The sequence below is a fragment of the Leptospiraceae bacterium genome (assembly GCA_016708435.1).
GTDB lineage: Bacteria > Spirochaetota > Leptospiria > Leptospirales > Leptospiraceae > UBA2033.
In genome coordinates this window covers 38,679-62,764 of the sequence record JADJFV010000004.1, presented here as the reverse complement: position 1 = coordinate 62,764, position 24,086 = coordinate 38,679, and the positions used below count along the sequence as shown (strand labels likewise).

Genomic DNA, 24,086 nt, shown 5'->3' with positions numbered 1-24,086 from the left:
CCCATGCTATCACGATGCTTTTTTCAAAATACTTACTCTTCGTATTCTTAATTATTCAAATTCAACTGAGCGCATTTCCAATTTCCATTCGAGAAAATTGGTTTGTAAAGGAAGGTAAGGATTTGCAATATCAGAAAGACCCTTCCTCCTGGCAGAATTTTAAAGATATACCGGTAAAATCTACTGAAGTAAAAAATCTCAGCGATAGTAAAGTTCTAGTCTTAAGCTTTTTCAAAGAAGTAAATGTAACTGATGCGGATTACGCGCAATTAACCGAAAGTGTTTCTATCTGGATACCCTATCTTGCAAATGGATACGAAATTTTTTTCAATGGAGAGAAAATTGCCGAGGAAGGTTTATTTGATTCCGAGAAAGTAATTCGCCATGGGTCTCATCGACATTTAATCACAAAAATTCCAACTCCTTTAATTAAAAAAGGAACAAATGAAATTTACATCGTTGTGAAAGGTGTGCAAGGAGAAGAAATTGCCGTTTATGGAGATTCGAATCCTTCTATTGATTTTCTTTCTAATCATATAGCCAAGAATTCAGAGCGCGTAACTCTCATGTTATTATTTCTTTATGCGTTCATTGGATTCTATCATATGCTATTGTTTGTAAAGAGAACAAAAGAAAAATACAATTTCTACTTTGCTTCTTTTTGCACAGCCCTTGCTATTTATATTTATACACGTAGCAACGCAATCTACGAACTTGGCTTAGATCCGATGTTTATTACTCGTTTCGAATATATTTTCCTTTTCTACATCACTTCATTTTCAATGGCTTTCTTCGAATGCTTTCTGAAAGGTAAAAACGGATTAGCCACTAAGTTTACATTTGGATTCATTACACTATTAGCATTCCCAATGTTCTTTGTCGAAATTGTGATTGCTTACAAGCTGCTTCTCATTTGGCAATTGTTTACACTCGTTACCTTTGTATATAGTATTTATTTGATGATATGGGCAATGGTTAAAAGCATCAAGACTCAAAGAGATTATTTTTCGGATTTATAATTTTAGTTTCGACAGGAATTTGGGACATCTTAGGCTCAATGGGGATAAGCAAGAGTATCCAGAACCACGCATTACTTCAATATGGATTCTTTACTTTTGTAATTGGAATTGCATTTGTCCTCGCCAATCGTTTTTTAAGAGTTCACAATGAAGTAGAAGAATTAAACGCAAACCTTGAATTAAAAGTAGAAGAGAGAACTCGCGAATTACAAAAAACTCTCACTCAAGTCCAAACTCTAAAACTACAACAAGATGGAGATTATTTCTTAACGACTCTTCTCATAAAACCTCTCATGGTCAATGAAGCTATTAGCAATCATATCAAAATTGATTTTTTTATTAAGCAGAAAAAAACCTTCGAATTCAAAAATAAAACGTATGATATTGGGGGTGATATGTGTATTGCCAACAACATTAAGCTCCGCGGAAAAAACTATTGCGTATTCATCAATGGAGATGCAATGGGCAAATCCATCCAAGGAGCCGGCGGTGCATTAGTTCTAGGCGTTGTATTTCGTTCCATCATTGAAAGAACAAAAATATTTAAACCTAATATGGAATTATTCCCCGAACAATGGCTCAAGATTTGCTTTATCGAATTACAAAACGTATTCACATCCTTCGATGGAAGTATGCTTGTATCTATCGTCATGGGGCTAATCGAAGAAAACACAGGGGGACTTTTCTTCTTAAATGCAGAGCATCCCTGGACAGTTTTATATCGAGATGGAAAAGCAGAATTCTTAGAGCATCAATTGTATTTACATAAAGTGGGAATGCTTGGACTCGATGGAAGTCTTACTATTCAAACTTTCCAAATGCATCCGGGAGATTCAATAATCATCGGTTCTGATGGTCGGGATGATATTATGCTGGGAATGGACACAGAGGGAATTCGAAATATCAATGAAGATGGGGATCAATTCCTAAAACATGTAGAAGCAGGAAAGGGAGAATTAAAAGGAATCACAGATTCCATCTTAAAGATGGGAGAGTTTACTGATGATTATACGCTGATTAAATTAGCCTATATAGATCACGATTTGCCGCTTGTAGAAACTCATCCTGATTTTTATACTTTTGTGGATAATGGTGATTTGCTATTAAACAAAAAAGATCAAAGTCATGCAATCGAATCTTATAAAAAAGCATTAAATATTAAGAAGGATAAAGAAGTTTTTCATAAGCTACTGGATATTTATTATACACAAAAGGATTATAAAAATTTTATCCCTCTTTGCGAAGAATACCTATCCTTTAACCCAATGGATTCCGATTACTTTTTCAAAATTTCTTATGCTTACAAATTCATTGGCAATCTATCTCTTGCAATGGATTATGGGGAATGCTTAAAACTAAGAGATCCAAGAAATATCAATAATCTATTAAACCTCTCTGACTTGAACCGCAAAGCAGGGAACTTAGCTCGCGCCAACAAGCTTTTGTCTGATGTCTTATATCTAGAACCAGGAAACGCAAAAGCACAGGAATTACAAAGAATGCTTGAAGAAAAATAAGTTTCCAAGAATCTCTTGGATAGAATTGTAGATAAAAAAACCTTTATCTACGATCGGTGGAGTAAACAATGCTTAACCCCAGAGAATTAATATATGAAACTACTCTCAAACAATTTTTCTTTCGTTTAAATCCAGAAAATGCACATGAGCTATCCAAGAACTTATTACAATTCGCGAATTCTCTCCCCTTTGTTTTTCCTATTCTAGAAAAACTAACAACCTTCGAAAGTTCTCGCCTTCAAATAAACGTAGCTGGGATTAATTTCAAGAATCCTCTCGGAATGGGAGCGGGTTTTGATAAGACAGGAGAGTTGTATCCCTTCCTGGCTAAACTTGGATTCGGACATGTAGAGATCGGCACTATCACAGGCGAAGAACAACCCGGTAATCCTAAGCCAAGAATCTTTCGCTATGAAAAAGATTCTGCTCTAGTGAATCGAATGGGATTTAATAACCCCGGCTCAGACAAAGCATACGATACGATTCAAAAACAAATAAAAACAATTCCAAGAGGAATCAACGCCGGCAAAACGAAATTAGTCCCTATTGAGAATGCAGTAGACGATTATATCAGAACATTTAAAAAGCTATCCAGTTTAGGTGACTACGGTGTAATCAATATTAGCTCCCCGAATACACCGGGGCTGAGAAGTTTTCAAGAAAAAGATGCATTTATAAATTTGATACAGGGAATCAAAAAAGGACTCGGAGGAGATTTTTTAATTCCTACCTTTATTAAGCTTGCCCCTGATTTAGATGACCATGCGATTGAGGAGTTACTAGATATTATCCTTGATTTCAAGCTAGCTGGCGTTATCCTCACAAATACAACGATTGACAAAAAATCACTTTCTAGTTATAATTCTGTCGAAGACGGAGGAATATCAGGAGCACCGGTAAGAAAGCGGTCTACAGATATAATTCGACTTGCCTTTAAAAAACTAAAAGGTAGAATTCCAATCATTGGTGTCGGAGGAATTGATTCAGGAGAAGCCGCACTCGAAAAAATCCAAGCGGGTGCTAGTCTGTTTCAAATCTATACAGGTTATATTTACAAAGGTCCCCTTCTACCCTACTCAATTTTGGAATACCTCGATAAGTTCATGAAAAGACAGGGCGTTGTTCATATTTCCGAATTAATTGGCTCTGAAGCAAAGTTTGTAAAAACATGATACATATAAAAGAAATCGATACACCAGAAGAACTTGCTATTGCCTTTTCGATTCGACGCGAAGTATTCATTCTAGAACAAAATGTTCCAATTGAAGAGGAATATGATGAGTTTGAAGCAACCTCTCGTCATTTCCTGGCAGTTCTCGATGAGATTCCCGCGGGAACTGCACGAATGCGCTCTACTCCAAAAGGTATTAAACTGGAAAGATTTTCAGTGTTAAGTGATTATCGGGGGAAAAAACTAGGAACCGAGTTAGTAAAAAATTTATTGACTAAATGTAAGAATGAATTAGATTCAAAAGTCTATTTGTATGCTCAAATTGCAGCTCAAAAGTTTTATGAAAGACTTGGCTTTGAAGCCAGAGGAGAGATTTTCCTAGACGCCGGTATCAAACACATAGAAATGCATTACAAAGAAAAAAGGTCTTGAAAAAAAAATTATATTGCTTATATACATGACTAAGATATTTTTATGAAAGATTCGGCGAACATGAGAGTTAACCAATAAATTATGTCAGAAAAAGATTTATTCATTCAGATGGCAGACAACTCCTATGTCATGTTTTTACCTCCTGACATGGAATCAGTTCGTCAGTTCAGAAAACAACTAAGAGTAAGTTTAGCTCAGAATGGGTTTGGCGAGGATGATATTTCGCAAATTGTTCTTGCAGCTGATGAAGCTCTTACAAATTCCATTACAGCTAACGTATCCAATCATAGTGAGGAAACCATTATTTGCCGATGGCGGATTGTAGATGCCAAATTTACTCTACTCATTTTAGATTATGGACGCGGTTTGAAAATCAGCGAGTCAGTCAGTGATGACTATGAGCCTTCTCCTCGAAACCTCGATAACTATCTTGGCGATATAAAACAGCATCAATCTAGCAGTGCAGGTAAACTTCCCTTTGGCGGAATAGACAAACCACACAAAAACATGGGCAAAGGTCTTAAAATTATTCGCAGTCTCATGGATACCGTAAAAATTCTTTACCATAACAACGAGACTATCACGGATAATCCCTTGGACAATAAAATCAACGGATCTATCGTCGAATTAGAATTTAACGCTGAGACAAAACACAAAAACTAATTTTCAATTTTTGAATTCTATTTTTCCATGTAATTCATATGAGTTACATCCAATCCGTCGCAAGAGAAACTCCCTCCACCACTGTTAAACAAGATGAAGTTAGAGAATTTGCGAAAGCAATTTTCAAAAACTCAAGCTTAGACATAGAAAGATACTTACCAGTATTCGAGCATTCCAAAATAAAATCAAGACCTGTATTAAAAGATATTTCTTGGTATGGGGAAACAAAATCCTTCAAAGACAAGAATGAACTGTTTGTCATCCATGCAACGGAGATGGCAGAAAAATCGGCTCGCCTTGCCATTGAAAAAGCAAACCTACTTCCAAGTGAAATTGATATTATAATCGTTGTAACTAGCTCAGGATTTGTTACTCCCACTCTTGATGCAAGACTCATCGACTTACTTGGATTATCCACTGATGTGAAACGAATACCGATTATTGGATTAGGCTGTGCGGGTGGAGCAAATAGCATTGCACGTGCAGGTGAACTTTCTACATTATACCCGGACAAAAACATTTTAGTTATTACAGTTGAAACCTGCACACTTACATTTCGCCCTGCTGATAAAAGAAAATCTAATCTTATCGCATTATCTCTATTCTCCGATGGCTCTAGCTCTATGATTGTCTCTGGAAAAGAAAAAAAGAAATCTATTCAAATCAAAACAAATGCTTCTAGAAAGTGGAGAGATTCTTTAGATGTAATGGGATGGGAAATTGAAATGGACGGCTTACAAGTAGTATTCGACAAATCCATTCCGGGACTCATAGCAAAAAACTTTCGTGAGTTCTATATGAAATTTATCAATCAAAACAAAATCAATAAGGAAGATATTAAACATCATCTATTCCATCCCGGCGGAGCTAAAGTGATTGAAGCATTCTCCAAAGCTTTAGAAATAGGAGAAGATAATTTTTATTACTCATTGAAAGTCTTACAAGAGTATGGAAATATTTCTTCTCCTACAATATTCTTTGTAATAGAAGAATTCTTAAAAGAACAGAATTTTAGCAGCGGAGAACATGGATTATTCTCTGCGATGGGTCCTGGCTTTTCGTCTGATATTATTTTATTTACTACAACCTGATACCTATGATACTTCATTTAAACAATTCTAGAACTTGGCGTGGCGGAGAGCAGCAATTATACTATCTCATTAATGGACTTGCCGAGAAAAATATTCCTCAAATTCTAATCGGTCAACCCGGCTCAGAATTAGAGTCACGCATTGGTAATAAAATTCCATTTTTTCCCATACGTATGCTTGGAGAATATGATCTCTTAGCCGCACGGAAAATTGTGAAGATAGTCAAGGAAAATAACGTAAAACTGATTCATACACACACAGGCGCCGCTCACGGTCTAGGTCTTATGACAAAAGTGTTTTTACCACAATTAAAACTTGTAGTCTCTAGAAGAGTAGATTTTCATATCAATAAAAATCCTTTGAGTAAACAAAAATACCATTCGCAAAAGATTGATTACTTTCTCACAGTATCAAATCGAATCAAAGAAGTATTGATTGAAGACGGAGTAGATCCAGAAAAGGTAGTCACAGTTTATAGTGGAATTGACTTAACTAAATTTGCGGAACCAGGGGATAAGAAGAAGTTGCTGCAAGAATTTCAACTTTCTAAAGATACTGTAATCATTGGCAATGTTGCAGCACTAGTAGATCACAAAGATCATGAGACTTTACTGCGAGCCGTTCCTCGAATTCAAACAGAAAAGAATTATATTTTCTTTATCGTCGGTGCCGGCGAGTTAGAATCAAAGCTAAAGACTCTGACGAAAGAATTAGGGATTGAAGACAAAGTAATTTTTACTGGATTCAGAAATGATATAAAAGATTTCTACGCTCTGTTTGATATTTTTACCCTCACATCTAAAGAAGAAGGACTTGGAACCTCTGTATTAGATGCAATGGCAAATAAACTTCCTATTGTAGCGACTAACGGTGGAGGAATTGGAGAAATGCTCCAGGATGGAAAAGGCTCTTTACTAGCATCCGTCGGAGATTACACCAAATTAGCCGAACACTACACTCGACTTATAGACAATCCAACACTTAGAACCGAATACGGTAAAAAAAATAAAGAAAGCGTCAAAGCATTCTCAATTGAAAATACAATTCAAAAAACAATCTTAGTATACAATTCTCTTCTATAAGGCAGTTAAAAAATGAAACTAATTATTATCGATGGACATGCTTTTGTATTCAGAGCCTATTTTGCATTTCAAACGGCTAATTTGACTAATTCGATAACAGGTAAGCCGAGTGGTGCAGTATTTGGTTTCTTTAAAATGTTGTTTAAGATTATAAATGATTTCAAACCTACTCATATTGCCATGCCATTCGATCCGGGAACTCCATTGGAAAGATCGCAAGTCTTTGAAGCTTACAAAGCTCAAAGAAAGCCGATGCCCGAAGATCTAAAACCGCAAATCAGTGAGGTAATAGACATTACCCGCGAACTTGGTTTCCCTGTAATGCAAATGAAAGGACACGAAGCAGACGATATCATTGGCACTCTCTGTAAGAAATTCGGAAATAAGAAAAATGAAATTCTAATTTTCTCAGGCGATAAAGATTTATACCAAACTCTAAATCCAAATGTTAGAATGTATCGTGGAACAAAAGGTGCAACTGAGTTTACCGAGATAGATGAAAAATGGGTTATGGAGAATATAGGCATTACCCCCGAACAAGTCGTTGACTATATGGGAATCGTAGGCGATAGCTCAGATAATATTCCAGGTGTAAGTGGAATCGGAGAGAAAGGTGCTGCAAAACTAATCGCAGAATACAAAAACTTAGAAGGCATTTACAAGAATTTAGAAAATATAAAAAACCCTTCCTTAAAAGAAAAATTAATTAAGAATAAGGAAAATGCATTTCTATCCAAAAACCTTGCTACTCTCAGGTGTGATTTAGAAGTAGATTTTAAACCAGACGATTTGATTTTACCAAAGTATTTAGATGCAGATAAGATTATGCATTTTAAGACGAGAGGTTACAACCGATTATACTCAGACCTTGCTAAACAAGCAGGAATTAAACTAACTGCTACAATAAAAACAGAAGATGCATCTTCCACAAAAGAGGAACCAGTAGCGGATACTACAAATAATGCGAAGGGAAAGTATACAAGAATTCAAACTGAGGCTGAGTTAATCAAGCTAGTAAAGGATTTTCAAAAATCAAAATTATTCTGCGTAGACACAGAAACAACATCAGTAGATCCAATGCTCGCCGAGCTTTTAGGAATTGCTCTTAGCCGAGAAGAAGGAACAGGTTTCTATATTCCGATTGCCTACAGCCAATCCCTGTTTGCAGGTAATTGCCTTCCACTCGATACTGTGGTTACTCATATTAAGCCGCTACTTGAGAATGCAAAGATTGAAAAAGTGGGTCAGAACATTAAGTATGATATGATTGTTTTGCGCAATCATGGAATTGAGGTGGAAAATGTAACCTTCGATACAATGCTTGCGAGTTATTGTATTCAGCCCGGCTCAAGAAGACATGGAATGGATGATCTAGCAGAAGACTACTTGGAATATAAAACAATTACTTATGAAGAATTAGTTGGAACAGGAAAGAAAAAACAAGAACTCTTCAATGTTGATCCAGATAGAGTAACAGAATACGCAGCAGAAGATGCTGATATAACGCTAAGACTTTATAATACTCTAAAAAAAGAATTAAAGACGAGTGGAGCAGAAGACACATTCTATAAAATGGAAATGCCTCTTATGCCTGTGCTTATGGAAATGGAAATGAAAGGGATTGCGATTGACGCTCCTTATTTCAAAACTCTATCTACTAAGTTTCAAAAAGAAATAGAGAAACTAGAAAAGAGAATTCATATTCATGCAGATAAAACTTTCAACATTGCATCCACAAAAGAACTACAAAAGGTTTTGTTCGAAGACTTAAAATTGCCCGCTGAAAAGAAAACACAAACTGGTTATTCGACAGACCACAGTGTATTAGAAAGTTTACTCGGAATGCATCCAATCATTGATGATTTGCTTGAGCATAGAAAGTATAGCAAATTAAAATCTACTTATATTGACACACTCCCTGCTTTGATTCATCCAAAGACAAAGAGAATTCACACTAGTTATAATCAAACGATAGCCGCTACAGGTAGACTTTCCTCTACAGATCCGAACCTACAAAATATTCCAATCAAAGACGAAGAAGGGAAATTGATTAGAAAAGGATTTATACCGGAAAATAAAGATTATCTCCTACTTAGCCTTGACTACTCTCAAATTGAATTAAGAATCATGGCGCATTTTGCTGACGATAAGAATATGATAGCTGCTTACAAAAAAAATGCAGACATTCACAATGAAACAGCACAAGCCTTATTCGGAGTATCTGCAAAAGAAGTAACTCCCGAAATGAGAAACAAAGCAAAGATTGTAAATTTCTCTGTCATATACGGAGTAACCGCTTACGGTCTTAGTCAAAATCTAAAAGTATCCAGACAAGAAGCAGGAATGTTTATCGACAAATACTTTTATCAATTCCCCGGCGTTAAGAAATACATGGAAGATATTTGCGCAAGCTGCGAAGAGAAAGGTTATGTAGAAACGATTACAGGTCGCAGACGTTATATTCCAGAAATAAAATCATCCCGCAGACAAGAGCAAGAAGGGGGAAAGCGGATAGCAATCAATAGCCCCATTCAGGGAACGAGCGCTGATATGATTAAGATTGCAATGCTTTCTATTCATGATAAACTCGAAAAGAAAAAACTAAAATCAAAACTTATCATGCAAGTCCATGATGAATTAGTGTTTGAAGTTCTTAAAAAAGAAAAAGATCAGGTTTATGAATTAGCAAAAAAAGAAATGGAATCAGCCCTTAAACTAAAAGTCCCAATTATCGCCCAGGGTAATTTCGGCGAAAACTGGGATGAGGCTCATTGATATTAGCCTAATATCCCTTTCACTGTAACGGCGTCTAACGAAAGTTGGCGCTTTAACTCTTCGATTCCACTAAACTTTTTTTCTTCGCGGATACGGTCGATAAACCAACAATCAATTGTTTTGCCATAGATATCCGAGTTGAAATCAAAGATATGAGCCTCTATGCTTTGTTCTTGATTTCCAAAGGTAGGATTTTTTCCTATATTCAACATCGCCTTGTGCTGCTTGCCGTCTAATACGATGTAAACCGCATAAACTCCTTCGGGTGGAATTTGACTTTCTCCGGATAATTGGATATTAGCCGTCGGAAAACCTATTTGTCTTCCACGCTTAAATCCTTCGACGACTTTACCTCGAATGATGACAGGCCTAGTTAAAAGTTCTCGTGCTTTGGCAACTTCTCCATTTTGAATGCAGGCTCTGATCTTAGAGCTAGAGACTGGCTCTTCTTTAGAATAGACCTGATCTATTTTCTCTACACTAAAATCAAATTCTTCCGCATGAGATTGCAAGAATACAAAGTCCCCTTGTCTACCTTTTCCAAAAAAATGATTGAACCCAATGATGATATGATGCGGCTTCAACTTATCGACTAAAATGTTCTTTGTGAATTCATAGGCGTGCATTGTAGAAAATTCGTGAGTGAATGGAATCGTAAGAAGCATATCAACGGAAAATGTTTCGATGATTTCTTTTTTAATATCTTCACTATAAACAGGTCTTAGAGTTTTATTTTTTCCGAGCACAATGGCTGGATTCGGATAATAGGTCACGAGTATGGACGGAAGATTTTTTTCTTTCGATACTTCTTTCACTCTCTTAATAAGAGACAAATGACCGAGATGAATTCCATCAAAATTCCCAAGGGTAATGACTGAGCCTCGATTTACTTCGTCACCAATTTCTTCTATGCTATTTAAAACTTTCAAACTAATCCTTCATGTTATTCATAAACAATCTCTTTAGGACTTGACTTGGAATGCAATAATAATTAGTTTAGATGCTAATTAAAAATTTGTCATGGTGGGGATTTGACGGGCTAGTAAAATTTTGTTCTAGTAAGCTTGTTGAACTATCAGGATGACAGGAAAGCCATTCTATGAATTTCAAATTCTTTTTTATCTTACTATTTTTCGTTGTAGCTACGTTGACAGCAGAAGAAACTGCTCCATTTAAAAAGTCTATCAATTTCAATCATCAAAACGAAAAAGGGGAAAAGTTAAACCCCGAAGATTTCGCAGGATACGACGAACTGAGACGTTGGGCAAATTTCCAATCCATGAGTTTAAGAATGGATTCTAATAAGTATGGACTCAAAGATGGAATTTGCAGAATGATTCCTTCTAAGGGAATTTCTTTCTACCTCAGTTTTGACACAACCGTAAAAAAAACAATCTACCTCTATCTCGATCTCACTACCTACGAAGCTTTGAATAACCAAACGTATCCCGCAAGATCTTTATCTGTTTTAATCAACGGTCGCACAAAAGCAAAAGTATTGTTTGATCGCAAAAATCCAGAAACAAATCCTTATAGGATTGCAATCGATCCAGTTGAATGTCCTACGGGGAGAATAGACATTACCCTCATTCCAGATTCTTCAGCTAACGGAAGATTCTGGGGAATATGGGATGCATTCTACTCTTACGTAAAGGAATAATCATGAACCAAACTTGTTACCTATGCTCTAGTAAAGAAAATAAACCCGTATTCAATGAAAACGGGATACTCATCGTTAAGTGCAAATCCTGTGGACATGTTTTTTCTACCTACGAGCAAGAAGAACACTATGATGGATATTGGGGTGAGGGTAATGAGGAGTATGACCTTGATTGGTGGGATCACGCACACCGTAGTATTTATTCTGAGTTTATTGCAAGCTTCATGCAAAAAGATTCGGGAACCATTTTAGATGTAGGCTGTGGCTTAGGCTTTTTCGTAAAAATGCTCCAAGAAAAAAAACCAGGCTGGACTTCGATTGGTTTTGAAATGTCTCTACCTGCTGTAAAATTTGCAAAAGAGAAAAATGGGCTAACCACCGTATACCCCGGAATGGTTCAATCCAGCGGAATAGGAGTTGGCTCTGTAGATATTATCACTCTCTGGGATGTAATTGAGCATATACCAAAGCCGCAACCACTTATGGAATATTTATTTTCTCTCTTAAAGCCGGGCGGAATCTTATTCTTGCAAACTCCAAATGTTCCAATCCAATTGATTAAAGCAAATCTAAAACTCGCTCTAAAAGGAATGAAACCCGGCGTGCATTACCTCGAAGCCAAAGATCATATCAATGACTACTCACGAGAAACTCTTTCGATGTTAGGTGCCCAGACTGGATTTGCGTCTACTGAGTATTATGTGCTAACACCAATACTTTCTTTCGCTGGAAGCAAAAGCAGTTTCGGTAAAATAGGAAAAATGCTTTTTTATTATATAACTAAATTTATTTGGTTTGCTAGTTTTAAATCTATCATGATGAATAATACATTATTTGCTGTCATGAAAAAATAAATTTATTAAGGATTATCCAATGAAAAGAATATTTACATTGCTTATGTCTGCTCTAATCGGATGCAGTTCAAGTGGATACTACAAAACATACCCGAAAATGGAATTAGAAAAATTCATGGGAAAATGGTATGTTATCGCAAGCCGACCTACCTCTTTTGAAGAAGGAGCGTTTAATGCTGTCGAATCATACACTTACAATCAACAAGAAAAGAAAATCGAAATAGATTTTCAGTATAATAAAGACTCTTTACAAGGCGAAGAAAAAAGAGTCCCGCAGGTGGGATGGATTTATAACGAGCAAACCAATACACACTGGAAAATTTCTCCTCTATGGCCTTTTAAATTTGATTATTTAATTCTCGATCTGGATAAGGATTATCAATGGACTGTCATAGGTGTCCCTAACCAAAAATATATATGGGTAATGGCAAGATCACCAGTCATGTCGGACGAATCATTAAAAAGAATTCTAAGTGCAACGGAAAACGCGGGATATAACATTCAAAATGTAAAAAGGATTTCTCACAAAAATTAATAATACAACTTTCGAATAGAATGATTAAACCTATCAGCAAAATAAAGAAAGTTTCCATCAAATGTAATTGAGGAGTCGCATGAACCTACAACACAAAATTGCGCACTACCGATTACTCCATCCGAATAACCGTCATTTTGCGCCATAATCGTTGTAACAGAATTGGGGGATGCCAATAGCATTTTTTTCAAGTTCCTTCCTGCGCCTTCTAAAATGTATAAATAACTACCATCCATTGTTACGCCATAAGGGTTATTGAATTGCGCTAGTGTCCCTGTCGCATTATCGACATTACCCGAAACCCCCGTCCCTGCAACAATGGATTGTATTCCAGATGAAATTGCATACTTTATAATCTGATGACTACCTGTTTCTGCAATGTATAGATTAGTTCCGTCAGTCGCAATTCCATTGGGCAAATTTAATGCAGATACAACAGTGGATACAATTCCTGTGCTTAAAACAATTTGCTTTACTTTGCCATTGCCTCGATCCACTACGAATAAATTAACTCCATCCGTTGTCAGGTAAGTAGGGTCATTAAATTTTGCGGAAGCTCCCTCACCGATTACATCTCCCGACGGAGCACTGCCTGCAAGAGTTGTCACTGTGCCTGTCGCGATTTCTACCTTGAAAATGGTATGTGATCCATAAGCGGATACATACACATTAACCCCATCTGTCGCGATACCATGCGGTAAACTATTAATAGTCGCGAGAGTTGAAACAGTATTAGTCCCTATCGTAATTTTTCTAATTGCATTATTTGAAAGATCAGCCACATAAATATTTGTTCCATCCGATGTAATTGCTATTGGATTATTAAACCGAGCAACAGTCCCTGTCCCATCTACATTTCCAGAATCAACAGTCGTAGGAAAACTACCGGCTAACGTAACTAATCCTGTAAAAGACTGATTTAAGGTAGGCGGATTTGCACTTGATAAAATAGTTCCATTGAATAAATATCCAGAAACACAGAGAATTTGAATAATCACATTTGTGCTCGAAGTTCCATAGGGTAGGTTTGAAATGGAACAAACTTGTCCTGTGGGTTGCGTTTTTATGGATACAGAATAACTTGATCCATTCGCGATTGATGTTGGAAAATTATTAAATCCATTTTCAGTAAGAGTTAATGTCTCGACAGAATTATTCTGTAACTGGATACTACCGGTTAGCCCACTAATATTTGTTCTTACAAAATAGAATCCAATTGTATCAATGTCTAGATTTGTTAGATTTATATCCGTGAGAGAATAATTATCATAACCCACGTCTTGACTTTTTACTTTGAATTGAATTTTGTAGTTGGTATCACCACTTACACTTACCGTGCCTCGACTACCTACTATTTGAAAAGATTGACTAGTCGCCCAGTTGAGTGAATCGAATTCTAAATAGTGTGTCCCAGAATTACAGATACCTGTATCTGCCTTTACAAGACTAGAAATTAAAATCGTCCCACCATTAGTAGTATCCGAAATGGTCAGGCAAATATAAACTTTATCACTGGGTTCATTGTTCATCGTAATAAGAACGGTTGCTTTATTTCCAAATTCGTTTGTATTTCCTGAAGGTAGTCCGACTCGAATACTTTTGGAAATAGGAACTGGCGTATTTGTTAATATTGTAGGCGATGAGGGCATAATTGGTAAACTAAACTTTAGCTTAGGCTTCTTATCACCAAAACAGTGACCGACTAATAGTAAGAAAAAAATAATTCGTAATAATCGGCTCATTAAATTGTCAACCTGACTCCTTTTATATTACATTGTTCTAAGCATTATGTAAAGTAAATAAGTTTAGTAGAAAAAAATTTCTTCTAAAATAATTTTTGCTTGAACTCCTAATTGTAATATTCGTTAATTAACTTGATGAAACTCAAAGCAAAGATTACTCTCGTTACTCTCGGCACTGTTCTGACATTATTTGTTTTAGCAATGATAATTAATACGATGATTTTTTATCATGAAGCAAGAGAGTTTCGCAATGCTGAGATTACAAGTTCTTTTGATTTTTTCCTCAATCAAATCAATCACGCTACCAATATTACAGAAATCACTGGCTATGACTTAGCTCGCTCAGGAGAAATACTTTACACCTTAAAATCAAATGATCCTGCAAAGCAAAAGGAAATCTTTGAACAATATCTAATTGCTCGTGTTAAAAATGAAAAGTCAATTCTAGGCGGTGGTCTTTGGTATGAACCCTATCGCTTCAACGAAAATTTTATGGGTCCCTATGCTCTCAGGGAAAAGGATGATGTTAAGATCACTTGGGAGTATTCAAATCCAGAATACAATTATCACAACAAAACGTATTATAGAGCGGCAATTCCAAAAGACTGGGATATTACAAAAAAAAGAGAACGAAGCTACTATCGAATTCCTCCCTATTTAGATAAAATAGGAGATACGGAGATAATATTCGTTACCCTCAGCACTCTGATGTATGATAGCAGCGGAAAAATATTAGGTCTAACTACTGTTGATTGGTCTTTTGAAGATTTGAATAAACTACTAGGACAATTCGATATTACAAAAAGCTCTTACACTACTCTTATTGACTTACCAAATTCAAAAATAGTATTCTATCCAGATAAAAAATTAATCATGCAAGATAAGTCTACAATCAAGTGGACAGAAAAAATCCAATATGATAAATTGGAAAAAAATAAAATTGCAAAATTAGAAAGTGAATTCATTGACGGTGTTGAGCACGATATTTATTATACAGTGACTAATGCCGATTATCTACTCGCTGCAGTAATAAACAAGAAAGAAGCCTACGCAGTCATCGGCGGAATTGTTGCTCGAAATGTTTTATTAAGCGTTGTAACTCTTGCCCTAGTTGGTTTTTTCATTTTCATCGTAGTTGATTTAAGCATTAAACCACTCAATAAAATTATCACCGTTCTTCGAGGAATTGCAAGTGGTAGTTTAGATTTAAAAGAAAGAATCAACATTAAATCAACAGATGAGTTCGGAGAACTGGCGGATACGTTCAATAATATGGCGGATAAGATAGAATCCCAAAACCAGGAAATCAAAGAATACAGTGAAACATTAGAAGACAAAGTCATTCAAAGAACAGACGAATTAAACCAAACTCTCCAAGAAGTAACAAAACTAAAAAAACAACAAGACGGAGATTATTTCCTTACCTCTCTACTACTTGAACCTTTGGGTAAAGTAAATGTGGAATCAGAGAATCTATCCGTCGATTTCTATGTAAAACAGAAGAAAACTTTTGAATTTAAAAACTCAGTAAAGGCAATCGGTGGAGATTTGTGTATTGGAAATTCCATTCAATTAAAAAACAGAGACTACACCATTTTCTTAAATTGTGATGCAATGGGCAAATCAATCCAAGGAGCAGGTGGCGCATTGATTCTTGGATCCGTATTCGGTGCTATTATTGAGAGAACAAAATCTACCAAAGTCATGCAATCTCAGAGTCCTGAAAAATGGATTAAGGGCGCATTCATTGAATTACACAAAACATTTGAAACCTTCGATGGTTCTATGCTTGTATCAATGGTAATGGGGCTAGTAGATAATAAAACCGGACTACTGTATTTTATCAACGCGGAACATCCCTGGACTGTTTTATATAGGGATGGGAAAGCCTCCTTTATTGAAACCGAATTTATGTTTCACAAATTGGGAATGGGTGGAGGAACGCATAATACCATTTATGTGCGCACATTCCAGATGTTAGCCGGTGATGTTATATTAATAGGATCGGATGGTAGAGACGATCTAATCATTGGAATGGAAGAAATATCCGGACAAAGAATCATCAACGAAGATGAGAATGAATTCTTACGTAGAGTAGAAGAAGGAAAGGGTGATCTAAAAGAGATAGCAAACGCAATCCAATCAATCGGTGAACTAACGGATGACTTTTCCTTACTGCGCTTAGAGTTCAAAGCACCTCCAGCCCCTTCTTTGGAATCATCCTCTGTCCAAGTATTGGAAGCTATTAAGAAAGCGAGGATTTTAGAAAAGAAAGGAAAACACGCCGATGCCTTAATTGAACTGCGAGCGGCTTACAACATTGAACCACAAAATCCAATTTTATTAAGAGACCTTGTTAAACTCAGTATTTATTTAAAACACTACGCGCATACGATTGAATATGCGAAAGAATATATAAACCTACGCCCCATTGATACAGAAATTATATTTGCTTTATCCTATGCATATAAACGTAATAACCAGAAGATGGAAGCAGTAGAGCTCGGAGAACAAATTCGTCTAAGAGAACCAAAGAATGTTAAATACCTTACTCATTTAATTGAACTTTATATGAATATAGACACAAAGCGTGCGAATACACTCTTAAATGAAGTAATCAAAATTGCTCCGGAAAACGAAAAGCTATTAAACCTACAAGAATCATTACGATCATTAGGCTAACGGTCATTTACCCATGAAACTAAAAACTAAGATTACTCTACTGACTCTTGGCACAGTTCTTACAATTTTCATTATTGCTATGGGGATAAACACTCTTATCTTCTATGGACAAGCAAAAGAGTTTAGGGATCGTGAAATAGATAGTTCTATTTTTTTCTTCCTGTCTGAAATAAACAACGCGACTAGTAAGACAGAAATTATAGGTCGTGACCTAGCACAAGCAGGAGAAATAATTTATAATATTAAATCCTCAGAAAAGCCAAAGGATTCTCTTGAGACTATCTTAAAAGAAAAAATGAAGAATTTTCCCAATTTAGTTGGAGGAGGAATCTGGTATGAGCCCAATCTATTTGGAGAAAAATACCTAGGTCCTTATGCATCCTGGAACCAAAATAATGTTGAGGTGACTTGGGAATATTCGAATGAGACTTACGATTATTTTACTCAAAGCTGGTATTTATTTGCGCTACCGGAAAAATGGAATCGTTCCACCGCTCGTGCTTTACCGAAATATAGAACTGTTCCTTATATGGATACACTTGGAAATGAAAAGGTAATCTTCATTACCCTCTGCACAATCATGTATGATAGAGCGCAAAAAATTATAGGGATGTCAACCATTGATTGGACTCTGCAATCAGTGAAAGCTTTGCTTTCAAAACTAGACATTACTAAAAGTTCTTTTGCAATTCTAATTGATAAAGAAAGCAAAAAAATCCTATTTCATCCAGAGGAAAATTACCTTCTTAAGGATTACAGGGAATTGTCGTGGTTAAAAGACAATGATTTCAAAGGAATTGTAAAAAATAAAATTTCAATAGAAGAGAAGATTAATATCAAAAGCCAATCCTATACCCTTTACCTGACTGAATCGGATTCAGATTTTATTCTAGTGGTAGCAGTGAACGAAAAAGAAGCTTATGCAGTAATTGAAGGAATCATAGTAAGAAATACAATTCTCACAGTCGTTACTCTCTTAATCATTGGAATAATGATTTCATTCATTGTTGGAAGAAGCATTCAACCTCTTATGAGTATAATCGATGTTTTGCGCGGAATAACATCTGGTGAGAAGTCTTTAAAAGATAGAATTAAGATTAAGTCAAGAGACGAATTTGGGGAGTTGGCAAATACCTATAATAGAATGGCTGACACCATCGAGCATCAGAATGCAGAGATAAAAGAATACACTGAAAATTTAGAAGATAAAGTAAAAGCAAGAACGAATGAATTGAACCAAACCTTACAAGAAGTAACAAAACTTAAAATGCAGCAAGATGGAGATTATTTTCTCACTTCCCTTTTACTTGCTCCACTTGGGGTAAACCGAAGTCATGCGGATACAGTAAAGATTGACTATTTATTAAAACAAAAAAAAGAATTCGATTTTAGAAAGAAGAAAAATGAAATAGGTGGAGATATTTGTGCAGCAGATTCTTTTACTTTAGGTAGTAGAAATTATTCTGTTTTCTTAAATGCAGATGCAATGGGAAAATCTATCCAAGGTGCCGGTGGTGCTCTTATTCTTGGCTCTGTATTTCATGCGATAGTAGAAAGAACGAAAGTATCAAAGTCAGTCATGGGTTATACACCTGAGCGTTGGATCAAGAATACATTCATCGAATTACACAAGACATTTGAAACATTCGATGGATCAATGCTTGTATCCATGATTCTAGGACTTGTAGATAACGAAAATGGATTTTGTTATTTAATTAACGCAGAACACCCATTTGCCGTTCTTTATAGAGATGGAAAAGCAAGCTTTATTCAAACAAAATCATTTTATCGAAAACTAGGAACTCCAGATGCGGTAGGCGGAATAGTAGTTGATACATTTCAAATTCTACCCGGCGACGTATTGCTACTCGGTTCTGATGGTAGAGATGATATATATATTGGCAAAGACTCCAAGGGAGAGCGGATAATCAACGAAGATGAAAATCTATTTCTTACTATTGTAGAATCCTCTGACGGTAACTTAAAAACTATCAAAGAAAATATTCAAAAGCAAGGTGAGATTACAGATGATTTGTCGCTACTTCGATTAGAATACATTGGACAATCTATCCAAACACAAACTCTATCAATTTCTTCCAAGCGACTCATTCAATCTTCCCGTGAATTCCAAAAGCAAGGTGATAACCAAAAAGCAATGGATGTATTAATTGAGGCAAATGGACTAGACCCCGATCATCCTGATATACTACGCGAGATGATGAAAGTTTACCTAAACACAAAAAGCTATGTTAGAATTTGTGAGCTTGCCATTCCTTATATCAGCATGAGACCCGATGATCTAGATATGCTCTATCTCGTCTCTTATTGCCAAAAGAAATTAAAGAAATACGAATCCGCTCTCGACTATGCTGAGCGCCTCAAGATTAGAGACCCGAACAATATTCTCTACATGGTCAACCTCGCCGAGATTCATCTGGTTATGGGTAACACTCATAAGGCTCAGGAAATAGCCGATCACATTCGAACCATTGACGAGGATAATGATAAATTGCTGCTACTAGAAGAAGCAATACGAAGTAAGAGTTCGGATCATGTAGATTAGGCTTAATGACTCACCTCGCGTAAGGTGAGTCATTTAAACAAATATCCTAGCTCTACTTCCCGCCAATCCTACTTCTGTAAAATCACTCTCTCGTAAGTTGCTGTTGAATTTATATTTGTCCCACATCGATACCCACTGCTCAAGCTACCGCCACTAGTGTGCCAGCAGAGTCTAGAGCTATCAAAGGCACTCGTTGCGGTATCGCAAGAACCTCGATTGATTGAATCTCCTGCTTTAACAAAACCCCAAGAATAACTGGAAGTAAAATACCAATCAACACCATTGGCTCTATGAACCGAAGTTGCACCCGCGCCTGTTTCATAAAATACATCTGCGTAAGGAGATGAAGCTGCAAGAATCAGTGTTGCATTTCCAGTGAGCCTACAAGCAAGCATAATATTTGGACCAGTGCAGGCAGATTGAATAGTTGCTAAAGTCGGTGCCAAATCATAAGTTCCTTGGTAGCAGACAGACCAACCTGATCCGGTAAATGTGGATAATGCGGTATTTGTATAAAGCAAGCATCCTCCAGCACAAGGGACAAGAGCAGTTGCAGTGCTTTTTACTTCAGCTCCGGCTAATCCGTATTGGTCTACAGGTGTTACTCCATATTTTATATAATACGATTCATCTGCAGCTTGCACTGTATAGGTATTGGAAGTAGCGCCTGCAATTGCAACACCAGCATCTCCAGCCGTCACGCATCTATACCAAGCAAAAATAGAAGCACCCTGTGTGTGCCCATTTGCATCATTGAAAGCATGGGAACCAGTTAGACTATTTCCTGTAGAGGCTGTTCCAGAAATGCTGACTGAACTAGCAGTTGGAGCTGTATTTGTTACAGTAATATTGATATTAGCCGTAGCTGTTACGCCTGACGTTCCGTTGGCTGTGATAGTATAGCCAGTAGCCCCTGATGTCAGAGTAGGAGTGCCACTGAGACTTCCACTAACAGTATCTAATATTAGTCCAGTAGGAAGAACAGGAGAAATAGAAAAGGAAACTGCTGTTCCGTTAATGGTCACGTTTTTTGTGGTAATAGTGCCACCAATTGGAAAGGTATAAGGCGAACCTGTATAACTGATTGTAAGTGCATTCACAGTGATAGTCATCGTTGCTACTGTAGCGCCTACTGCATTCGTTCCTGTTATTGTATACAAGATTGATCCTTGTGTTGCAGTTGCAGAGCCAGAAATAATTCCTGTTGCAGAGTTTAAAGAGAGTCCAGCAGGTAAAGCAGGTGACACCGAGTAGGAAGTAACAACACCAGTAACGACGGGCAAAAGAGGAGTAACCGCTACTCCCGTAATATAAGTAAAGCTTGTTCCTCCATAGGTCAAAGAAGTTGGAGCAGATATATTTACAGTCATCGTGATTGTTGCTGTCGTAGAGCCCGTAGAATTAGTAGCAGTAATTGTATAACTCGCATTAGTTACAGGTGTTGTCGGAATTCCTGAAATCACTCCTGTAATCGTATTTAGAATAAGTCCTGTTGGAAGGGCAGGAGAAATGCTATACTCGCTAACGGTTCCTGTCACTGCAGGAGTAAGAGAAGGAATAGAAAGACCGGCTGTATATACATAAGGCGAGCCAGCATAAGACAATGCAGATGGAGCAGGCAAACTAGGAGTAAACCCTCCTCCCGTATAAGTAGGATTAGCCACATCGGCTGGAGTCCATACAATTCCACTTCCATCATTCCCACCAGTTGCAGCAATGACAGTAACATAATTAGCCATTCCCGCCGATAGGCTACCAGATGGATCATTCACAAAAGCAGCAAAGTCAGAAGGGATTGTAATCGTATTTCCAAATTCATCTACAATTCCCTGTCCATTTAAAATTCCATCTCCTGCAATGTCACCCGAAACTATATCCAAAAAACTATCAAAGAGTGTAGAGATGTCATCTGATTCAGAAGCATTCAATCCTTTTCCATTGATTAACTTATTGATAATCGAATCAATTCCTCCCAAGACAGAATTAAATTGTTTCGCCAAACTTGGATCATATCCAGGAGCAGAAGGATCTCCGAAATTTACTTTAGAAGGATCAATTTTTCTTCCTGATCCTTTAAAGAACATTTCTCCCACTGCTTCATTGGCGCCATTCACCATCGCGCCCATATCTGCACTTGATAAAACTGCATAGTTTAATTCACCCTTATTAGAAGTGCGAGAGCGAAGACTTGCTTGCATTTGTTTTCTCATAAGAGAACCAAATTTTGCAGTGGCAATATTTGTAAGCGGGTTCGCATTTCCAGATGTGCTAAACTCTCTGCTATTACTACTATTTGCATCAGATAAAATTAAAACGGAGGATACACGAATAGAGTTGGTAGTTCCTTGTCCAGATTTAGGTCTCCACGGAATTGGTTTTTTTTGAAACGGCGAATAAGCAGTAGACTCTTGCGTTGGAGTTATAACTAAACATAGGACAGTATCAGAAGGCTTTTCCATACTAAGAGAATAAAATCCACCGTCGTTCTTGTCATCCGATCCGCCTGTAGTTTTTCCGCTCGCGAGTAAAGAGCCTGCACTTCCATCGCATTTTCCAGCAACGCTTCCTGTCATAGGAATCGTTCTCAATTGAACACTTGCGTTCTTGATTGAGCCAGTGAGTTGCGCTTTTCCGGATACTTTTAATCTAACTACATTTAAATTTTGGTATCTTCCAGTTAAGAATAAAGTTTCGGTTCCTTCCGAAGAAGAATTTTTATTAAATATATTAGAGCAAGAACTGAGTGCGGCTATAGAGACAGCCAAAACTGTTTGTTTATAAAGTAAGTTTTTCATATAAATCCTCTTATTGTGTTTACATTCTATCTATTTATCAAATGTGTTTGCTTGTTTTCTCTATTGGACGTAACGGATAATATATTTCTACTTCTAAAGATAAATCTCGCAGAGAAAAGCGTCTCAATTTGCAATGATGATAGATTTATTGTCTCCTAATGGTATTCTAAAATAATAGGTCAAGGACTTTGAATTTATTATGAAACAAATCAATAACATAGCAGTTATAGGTGCTGGTGCCGTTGGGACTTTTTATGGCGGGAAATTAGCGAAAGCAGGTTTTGCAGTTCAGTTTCAATCTAAGTATATGTTTTCTTCTCAAACAAAAAACATGCAAATAAAAAGCGTATGGGGAGATTTTGATTTTCCTATACAAGTCTTTTCTGATGTTAGCTCAATGGACAAAGCTGATCTAATCATCGTATCGGCTAAGACGTGTAAGCCCTCACTGGATTTAATTCAGTATTCCAAGCTGATAAAAAAGATTCGCAAGCATAACAGTATTATCCTCGTTTTGCAAAATGGAATGAACATGGAAGAAAAATTAGGCAAAGTGTTTCCTAAGAATCCAATCTTAGGAGGACTTGCATTTACCTGTATCAATCGAATTACGCATGAGGAAATTCATCATATCGACTACGGGCAAATCAAGATTGGTCCCTTGAAGAATAAATTTGATGCAGAAGGTAAACTCATTACAAAACTATTTTCAGATGCAGGGATTGACACTAAGTATGAAAATAATCTCAGAAAAGCAAGATATGAAAAATTACTCTGGAATGTTCCGTTTAACTCTCTCTCGGTAATTGGAAACAAATCCTCAACAAAAGAAATCATTGATTTTAAGCCACTCTTTGATTTAGCAAAAAATCTAATGCTCGAAGTTAGAGCCATTGCTAAAAAGGAAAATATTGAGATTAAAAAATCTCTCATCGATGAAATGCTTGAGAGAACAAAGAAAATGAAGCCGTATAAAACTTCTATGCTCTTAGATTTTGAAAAGGGAAATACGATGGAAGTAGAAAGTATTCTAGGCGAAATTTATCAAAATGGAAAAAGTTTGCGTGTATCAACTCCCTATTTGGACTATACATATGGTATTATGCAATTCCTGAATCGAAAAAGTAAATTACTCTAGCCTAAATTAATTTTTATAACTCATGAGAAGAAAACACTTGCATTTATGATTTAGTCTACGGAAACTTATTCTAATTCCAGTAGAGGTCTAACGCAAAATTAGGTTTAGCCGACAGTGTTACGGAATAAATATTTTTTACAAAAAGGAATACTACATGAAACGAATTCTACTACTACTCACTCTCCTTAGTTTAACAGGTTCTTTTTCCCTGTTTGCACAAGCACCGAAACAAGCGCCAAAGCAAGAACCGAAAAAAGAAAAAGCAAAGAAACTAGAGCCTAAGAGTGAAGGCAAAGAAGAACAAAAAGAGCGCAAAGACAATAAGACGATGATCAAAGAAGACAAAGAAGAATCAAAGAAATAGAAT

General features: G+C 36.5%; 18 protein-coding genes. 15 read left to right on the top strand and 3 right to left on the bottom strand.

Annotation, left to right across the window (positions count from 1 at the left end; translation table 11 throughout):
- The first annotated feature begins 14 nt into the window (after window positions 1-14).
- The 8 genes from IPH52_08500 (at window position 15) to polA (ending at window position 9,750) form a co-directional block, all read left to right on the top strand.
- On the top strand, window positions 15-1,019 hold the full coding sequence (locus tag IPH52_08500) for a hypothetical protein (GenBank protein ID MBK7055079.1): 1,005 nt from the start codon (window positions 15-17) through the stop codon (window positions 1,017-1,019).
- A gap of 38 nt (window positions 1,020-1,057) precedes the next feature.
- On the top strand, window positions 1,058-2,536 hold the full coding sequence (locus tag IPH52_08495; GenBank protein ID MBK7055078.1) for a serine/threonine-protein phosphatase: 1,479 nt from the start codon (window positions 1,058-1,060) through the stop codon (window positions 2,534-2,536).
- 68 nt (window positions 2,537-2,604) lie between these two features.
- On the top strand, window positions 2,605-3,708 hold the full coding sequence (locus IPH52_08490) for a quinone-dependent dihydroorotate dehydrogenase (GenBank protein MBK7055077.1): 1,104 nt from the start codon (window positions 2,605-2,607) through the stop codon (window positions 3,706-3,708).
- Window positions 3,705-4,139: a GNAT family N-acetyltransferase gene (locus tag IPH52_08485; protein ID MBK7055076.1), complete on the top strand. Its 435-nt coding sequence runs from the start codon at window positions 3,705-3,707 to the stop codon at window positions 4,137-4,139. Before IPH52_08490 ends, IPH52_08485 begins: the two co-directional genes overlap by 4 nt.
- A gap of 81 nt (window positions 4,140-4,220) precedes the next feature.
- A complete protein-coding gene (locus IPH52_08480) occupies window positions 4,221-4,802 on the top strand; it encodes an ATP-binding protein (protein MBK7055075.1) in 582 nt (193 codons plus the stop codon).
- A 38-nt stretch (window positions 4,803-4,840) separates the two neighbouring features.
- Entirely contained in the window at window positions 4,841-5,893 is a 1,053-nt protein-coding gene (locus IPH52_08475; GenBank protein ID MBK7055074.1) for a type III polyketide synthase, read from the top strand.
- A gap of 5 nt (window positions 5,894-5,898) precedes the next feature.
- Window positions 5,899-6,975 (top strand): glycosyltransferase, encoded by a 1,077-nt coding sequence (locus IPH52_08470; GenBank protein MBK7055073.1) that lies wholly within the window; start codon window positions 5,899-5,901, stop codon window positions 6,973-6,975.
- A gap of 12 nt (window positions 6,976-6,987) precedes the next feature.
- Entirely contained in the window at window positions 6,988-9,750 is a 2,763-nt protein-coding gene (gene polA, locus IPH52_08465) for a DNA polymerase I (protein ID MBK7055072.1), read from the top strand.
- 2 nt (window positions 9,751-9,752) lie between these two features.
- On the opposite strand, the gene IPH52_08460 is transcribed toward polA, so the two are convergent.
- Entirely contained in the window at window positions 9,753-10,679 is a 927-nt protein-coding gene (locus tag IPH52_08460; GenBank protein MBK7055071.1) for a bifunctional riboflavin kinase/FAD synthetase, read from the bottom strand.
- 170 nt (window positions 10,680-10,849) lie between these two features.
- Between IPH52_08460 and IPH52_08455 the strand changes: the two genes are divergently transcribed.
- From IPH52_08455 to IPH52_08445, 3 genes are read left to right on the top strand one after another with little or no spacing between them, the layout of a single operon-like run.
- A complete protein-coding gene (locus IPH52_08455; protein ID MBK7055070.1) occupies window positions 10,850-11,410 on the top strand; it encodes a hypothetical protein in 561 nt (186 codons plus the stop codon).
- Between the two features lie 2 nt (window positions 11,411-11,412).
- The gene (locus tag IPH52_08450) at window positions 11,413-12,264 is read left to right on the top strand and encodes a class I SAM-dependent methyltransferase (protein ID MBK7055069.1); all 852 of its coding nucleotides are present in this window, start codon (window positions 11,413-11,415) and stop codon (window positions 12,262-12,264) included.
- A gap of 19 nt (window positions 12,265-12,283) precedes the next feature.
- Window positions 12,284-12,799 (top strand): lipocalin family protein, encoded by a 516-nt coding sequence (locus IPH52_08445; GenBank protein ID MBK7055068.1) that lies wholly within the window; start codon window positions 12,284-12,286, stop codon window positions 12,797-12,799.
- Here IPH52_08445 and IPH52_08440 read toward each other — a convergent pair.
- The gene (locus IPH52_08440) at window positions 12,796-14,541 is read right to left on the bottom strand and encodes a hypothetical protein (protein ID MBK7055067.1); all 1,746 of its coding nucleotides are present in this window, start codon (window positions 14,539-14,541) and stop codon (window positions 12,796-12,798) included. The genes IPH52_08445 and IPH52_08440 overlap by 4 nt on opposite strands.
- A 135-nt stretch (window positions 14,542-14,676) precedes the next feature.
- Here IPH52_08440 and IPH52_08435 point away from each other — a divergent pair, with 135 nt between their 5' ends.
- Together IPH52_08435 and IPH52_08430 are read left to right on the top strand one after the other, a co-directional pair.
- Entirely contained in the window at window positions 14,677-17,223 is a 2,547-nt protein-coding gene (locus IPH52_08435; GenBank protein ID MBK7055066.1) for a SpoIIE family protein phosphatase, read from the top strand.
- 13 nt (window positions 17,224-17,236) lie between these two features.
- Window positions 17,237-19,786 carry a SpoIIE family protein phosphatase gene (locus IPH52_08430; GenBank protein MBK7055065.1) on the top strand — a complete coding sequence of 850 codons (2,550 nt, stop codon included), beginning with the start codon at window positions 17,237-17,239 and terminating at the stop codon, window positions 19,784-19,786.
- A gap of 68 nt (window positions 19,787-19,854) precedes the next feature.
- Here IPH52_08430 and IPH52_08425 read toward each other — a convergent pair whose 3' ends face one another.
- Window positions 19,855-22,581: a putative Ig domain-containing protein gene (locus IPH52_08425; GenBank protein MBK7055064.1), complete on the bottom strand. Its 2,727-nt coding sequence runs from the start codon at window positions 22,579-22,581 to the stop codon at window positions 19,855-19,857.
- A 199-nt stretch (window positions 22,582-22,780) separates the two neighbouring features.
- On the opposite strand from IPH52_08425, the gene IPH52_08420 reads away from it, so the two are divergent.
- Both IPH52_08420 and IPH52_08415 read left to right on the top strand, forming a co-directional pair.
- Window positions 22,781-23,719: a 2-dehydropantoate 2-reductase gene (locus tag IPH52_08420; GenBank protein MBK7055063.1), complete on the top strand. Its 939-nt coding sequence runs from the start codon at window positions 22,781-22,783 to the stop codon at window positions 23,717-23,719.
- A gap of 154 nt (window positions 23,720-23,873) precedes the next feature.
- Window positions 23,874-24,083: a hypothetical protein gene (locus IPH52_08415; GenBank protein ID MBK7055062.1), complete on the top strand. Its 210-nt coding sequence runs from the start codon at window positions 23,874-23,876 to the stop codon at window positions 24,081-24,083.
- The last annotated feature ends 3 nt before the right edge of the window (window positions 24,084-24,086 follow it).

What these genes read in the sequence shown, in the direction of transcription:
- IPH52_08500 (MBK7055079.1), top strand. Translation starts at nt 15, where the DNA reads ATGCTTTTTTCAAAATACTTACTCTTCGTATTCTTAATTATTCAAATT.
- IPH52_08415 (MBK7055062.1), top strand. Translation starts at nt 23,874, where the DNA reads ATGAAACGAATTCTACTACTACTCACTCTCCTTAGTTTAACAGGTTCT.
- IPH52_08430 (MBK7055065.1), top strand. Translation starts at nt 17,237, where the DNA reads ATGAAACTAAAAACTAAGATTACTCTACTGACTCTTGGCACAGTTCTT.
- IPH52_08485 (MBK7055076.1), top strand. Translation starts at nt 3,705, where the DNA reads ATGATACATATAAAAGAAATCGATACACCAGAAGAACTTGCTATTGCC.
- IPH52_08435 (MBK7055066.1), top strand. Translation starts at nt 14,677, where the DNA reads ATGAAACTCAAAGCAAAGATTACTCTCGTTACTCTCGGCACTGTTCTG.
- IPH52_08495 (MBK7055078.1), top strand. Translation starts at nt 1,058, where the DNA reads ATGGGGATAAGCAAGAGTATCCAGAACCACGCATTACTTCAATATGGA.
- IPH52_08480 (MBK7055075.1), top strand. Translation starts at nt 4,221, where the DNA reads ATGTCAGAAAAAGATTTATTCATTCAGATGGCAGACAACTCCTATGTC.
- IPH52_08490 (MBK7055077.1), top strand. Translation starts at nt 2,605, where the DNA reads ATGCTTAACCCCAGAGAATTAATATATGAAACTACTCTCAAACAATTT.
- IPH52_08440 (MBK7055067.1), bottom strand. Translation starts at nt 14,541, where the DNA reads ATGAGCCGATTATTACGAATTATTTTTTTCTTACTATTAGTCGGTCAC.
- polA (MBK7055072.1), top strand. Translation starts at nt 6,988, where the DNA reads ATGAAACTAATTATTATCGATGGACATGCTTTTGTATTCAGAGCCTAT.
- IPH52_08470 (MBK7055073.1), top strand. Translation starts at nt 5,899, where the DNA reads ATGATACTTCATTTAAACAATTCTAGAACTTGGCGTGGCGGAGAGCAG.
- IPH52_08445 (MBK7055068.1), top strand. Translation starts at nt 12,284, where the DNA reads ATGAAAAGAATATTTACATTGCTTATGTCTGCTCTAATCGGATGCAGT.
- IPH52_08450 (MBK7055069.1), top strand. Translation starts at nt 11,413, where the DNA reads ATGAACCAAACTTGTTACCTATGCTCTAGTAAAGAAAATAAACCCGTA.
- IPH52_08425 (MBK7055064.1), bottom strand. Translation starts at nt 22,581, where the DNA reads ATGAAAAACTTACTTTATAAACAAACAGTTTTGGCTGTCTCTATAGCC.
- IPH52_08475 (MBK7055074.1), top strand. Translation starts at nt 4,841, where the DNA reads ATGAGTTACATCCAATCCGTCGCAAGAGAAACTCCCTCCACCACTGTT.
- IPH52_08455 (MBK7055070.1), top strand. Translation starts at nt 10,850, where the DNA reads ATGAATTTCAAATTCTTTTTTATCTTACTATTTTTCGTTGTAGCTACG.
- IPH52_08420 (MBK7055063.1), top strand. Translation starts at nt 22,781, where the DNA reads ATGAAACAAATCAATAACATAGCAGTTATAGGTGCTGGTGCCGTTGGG.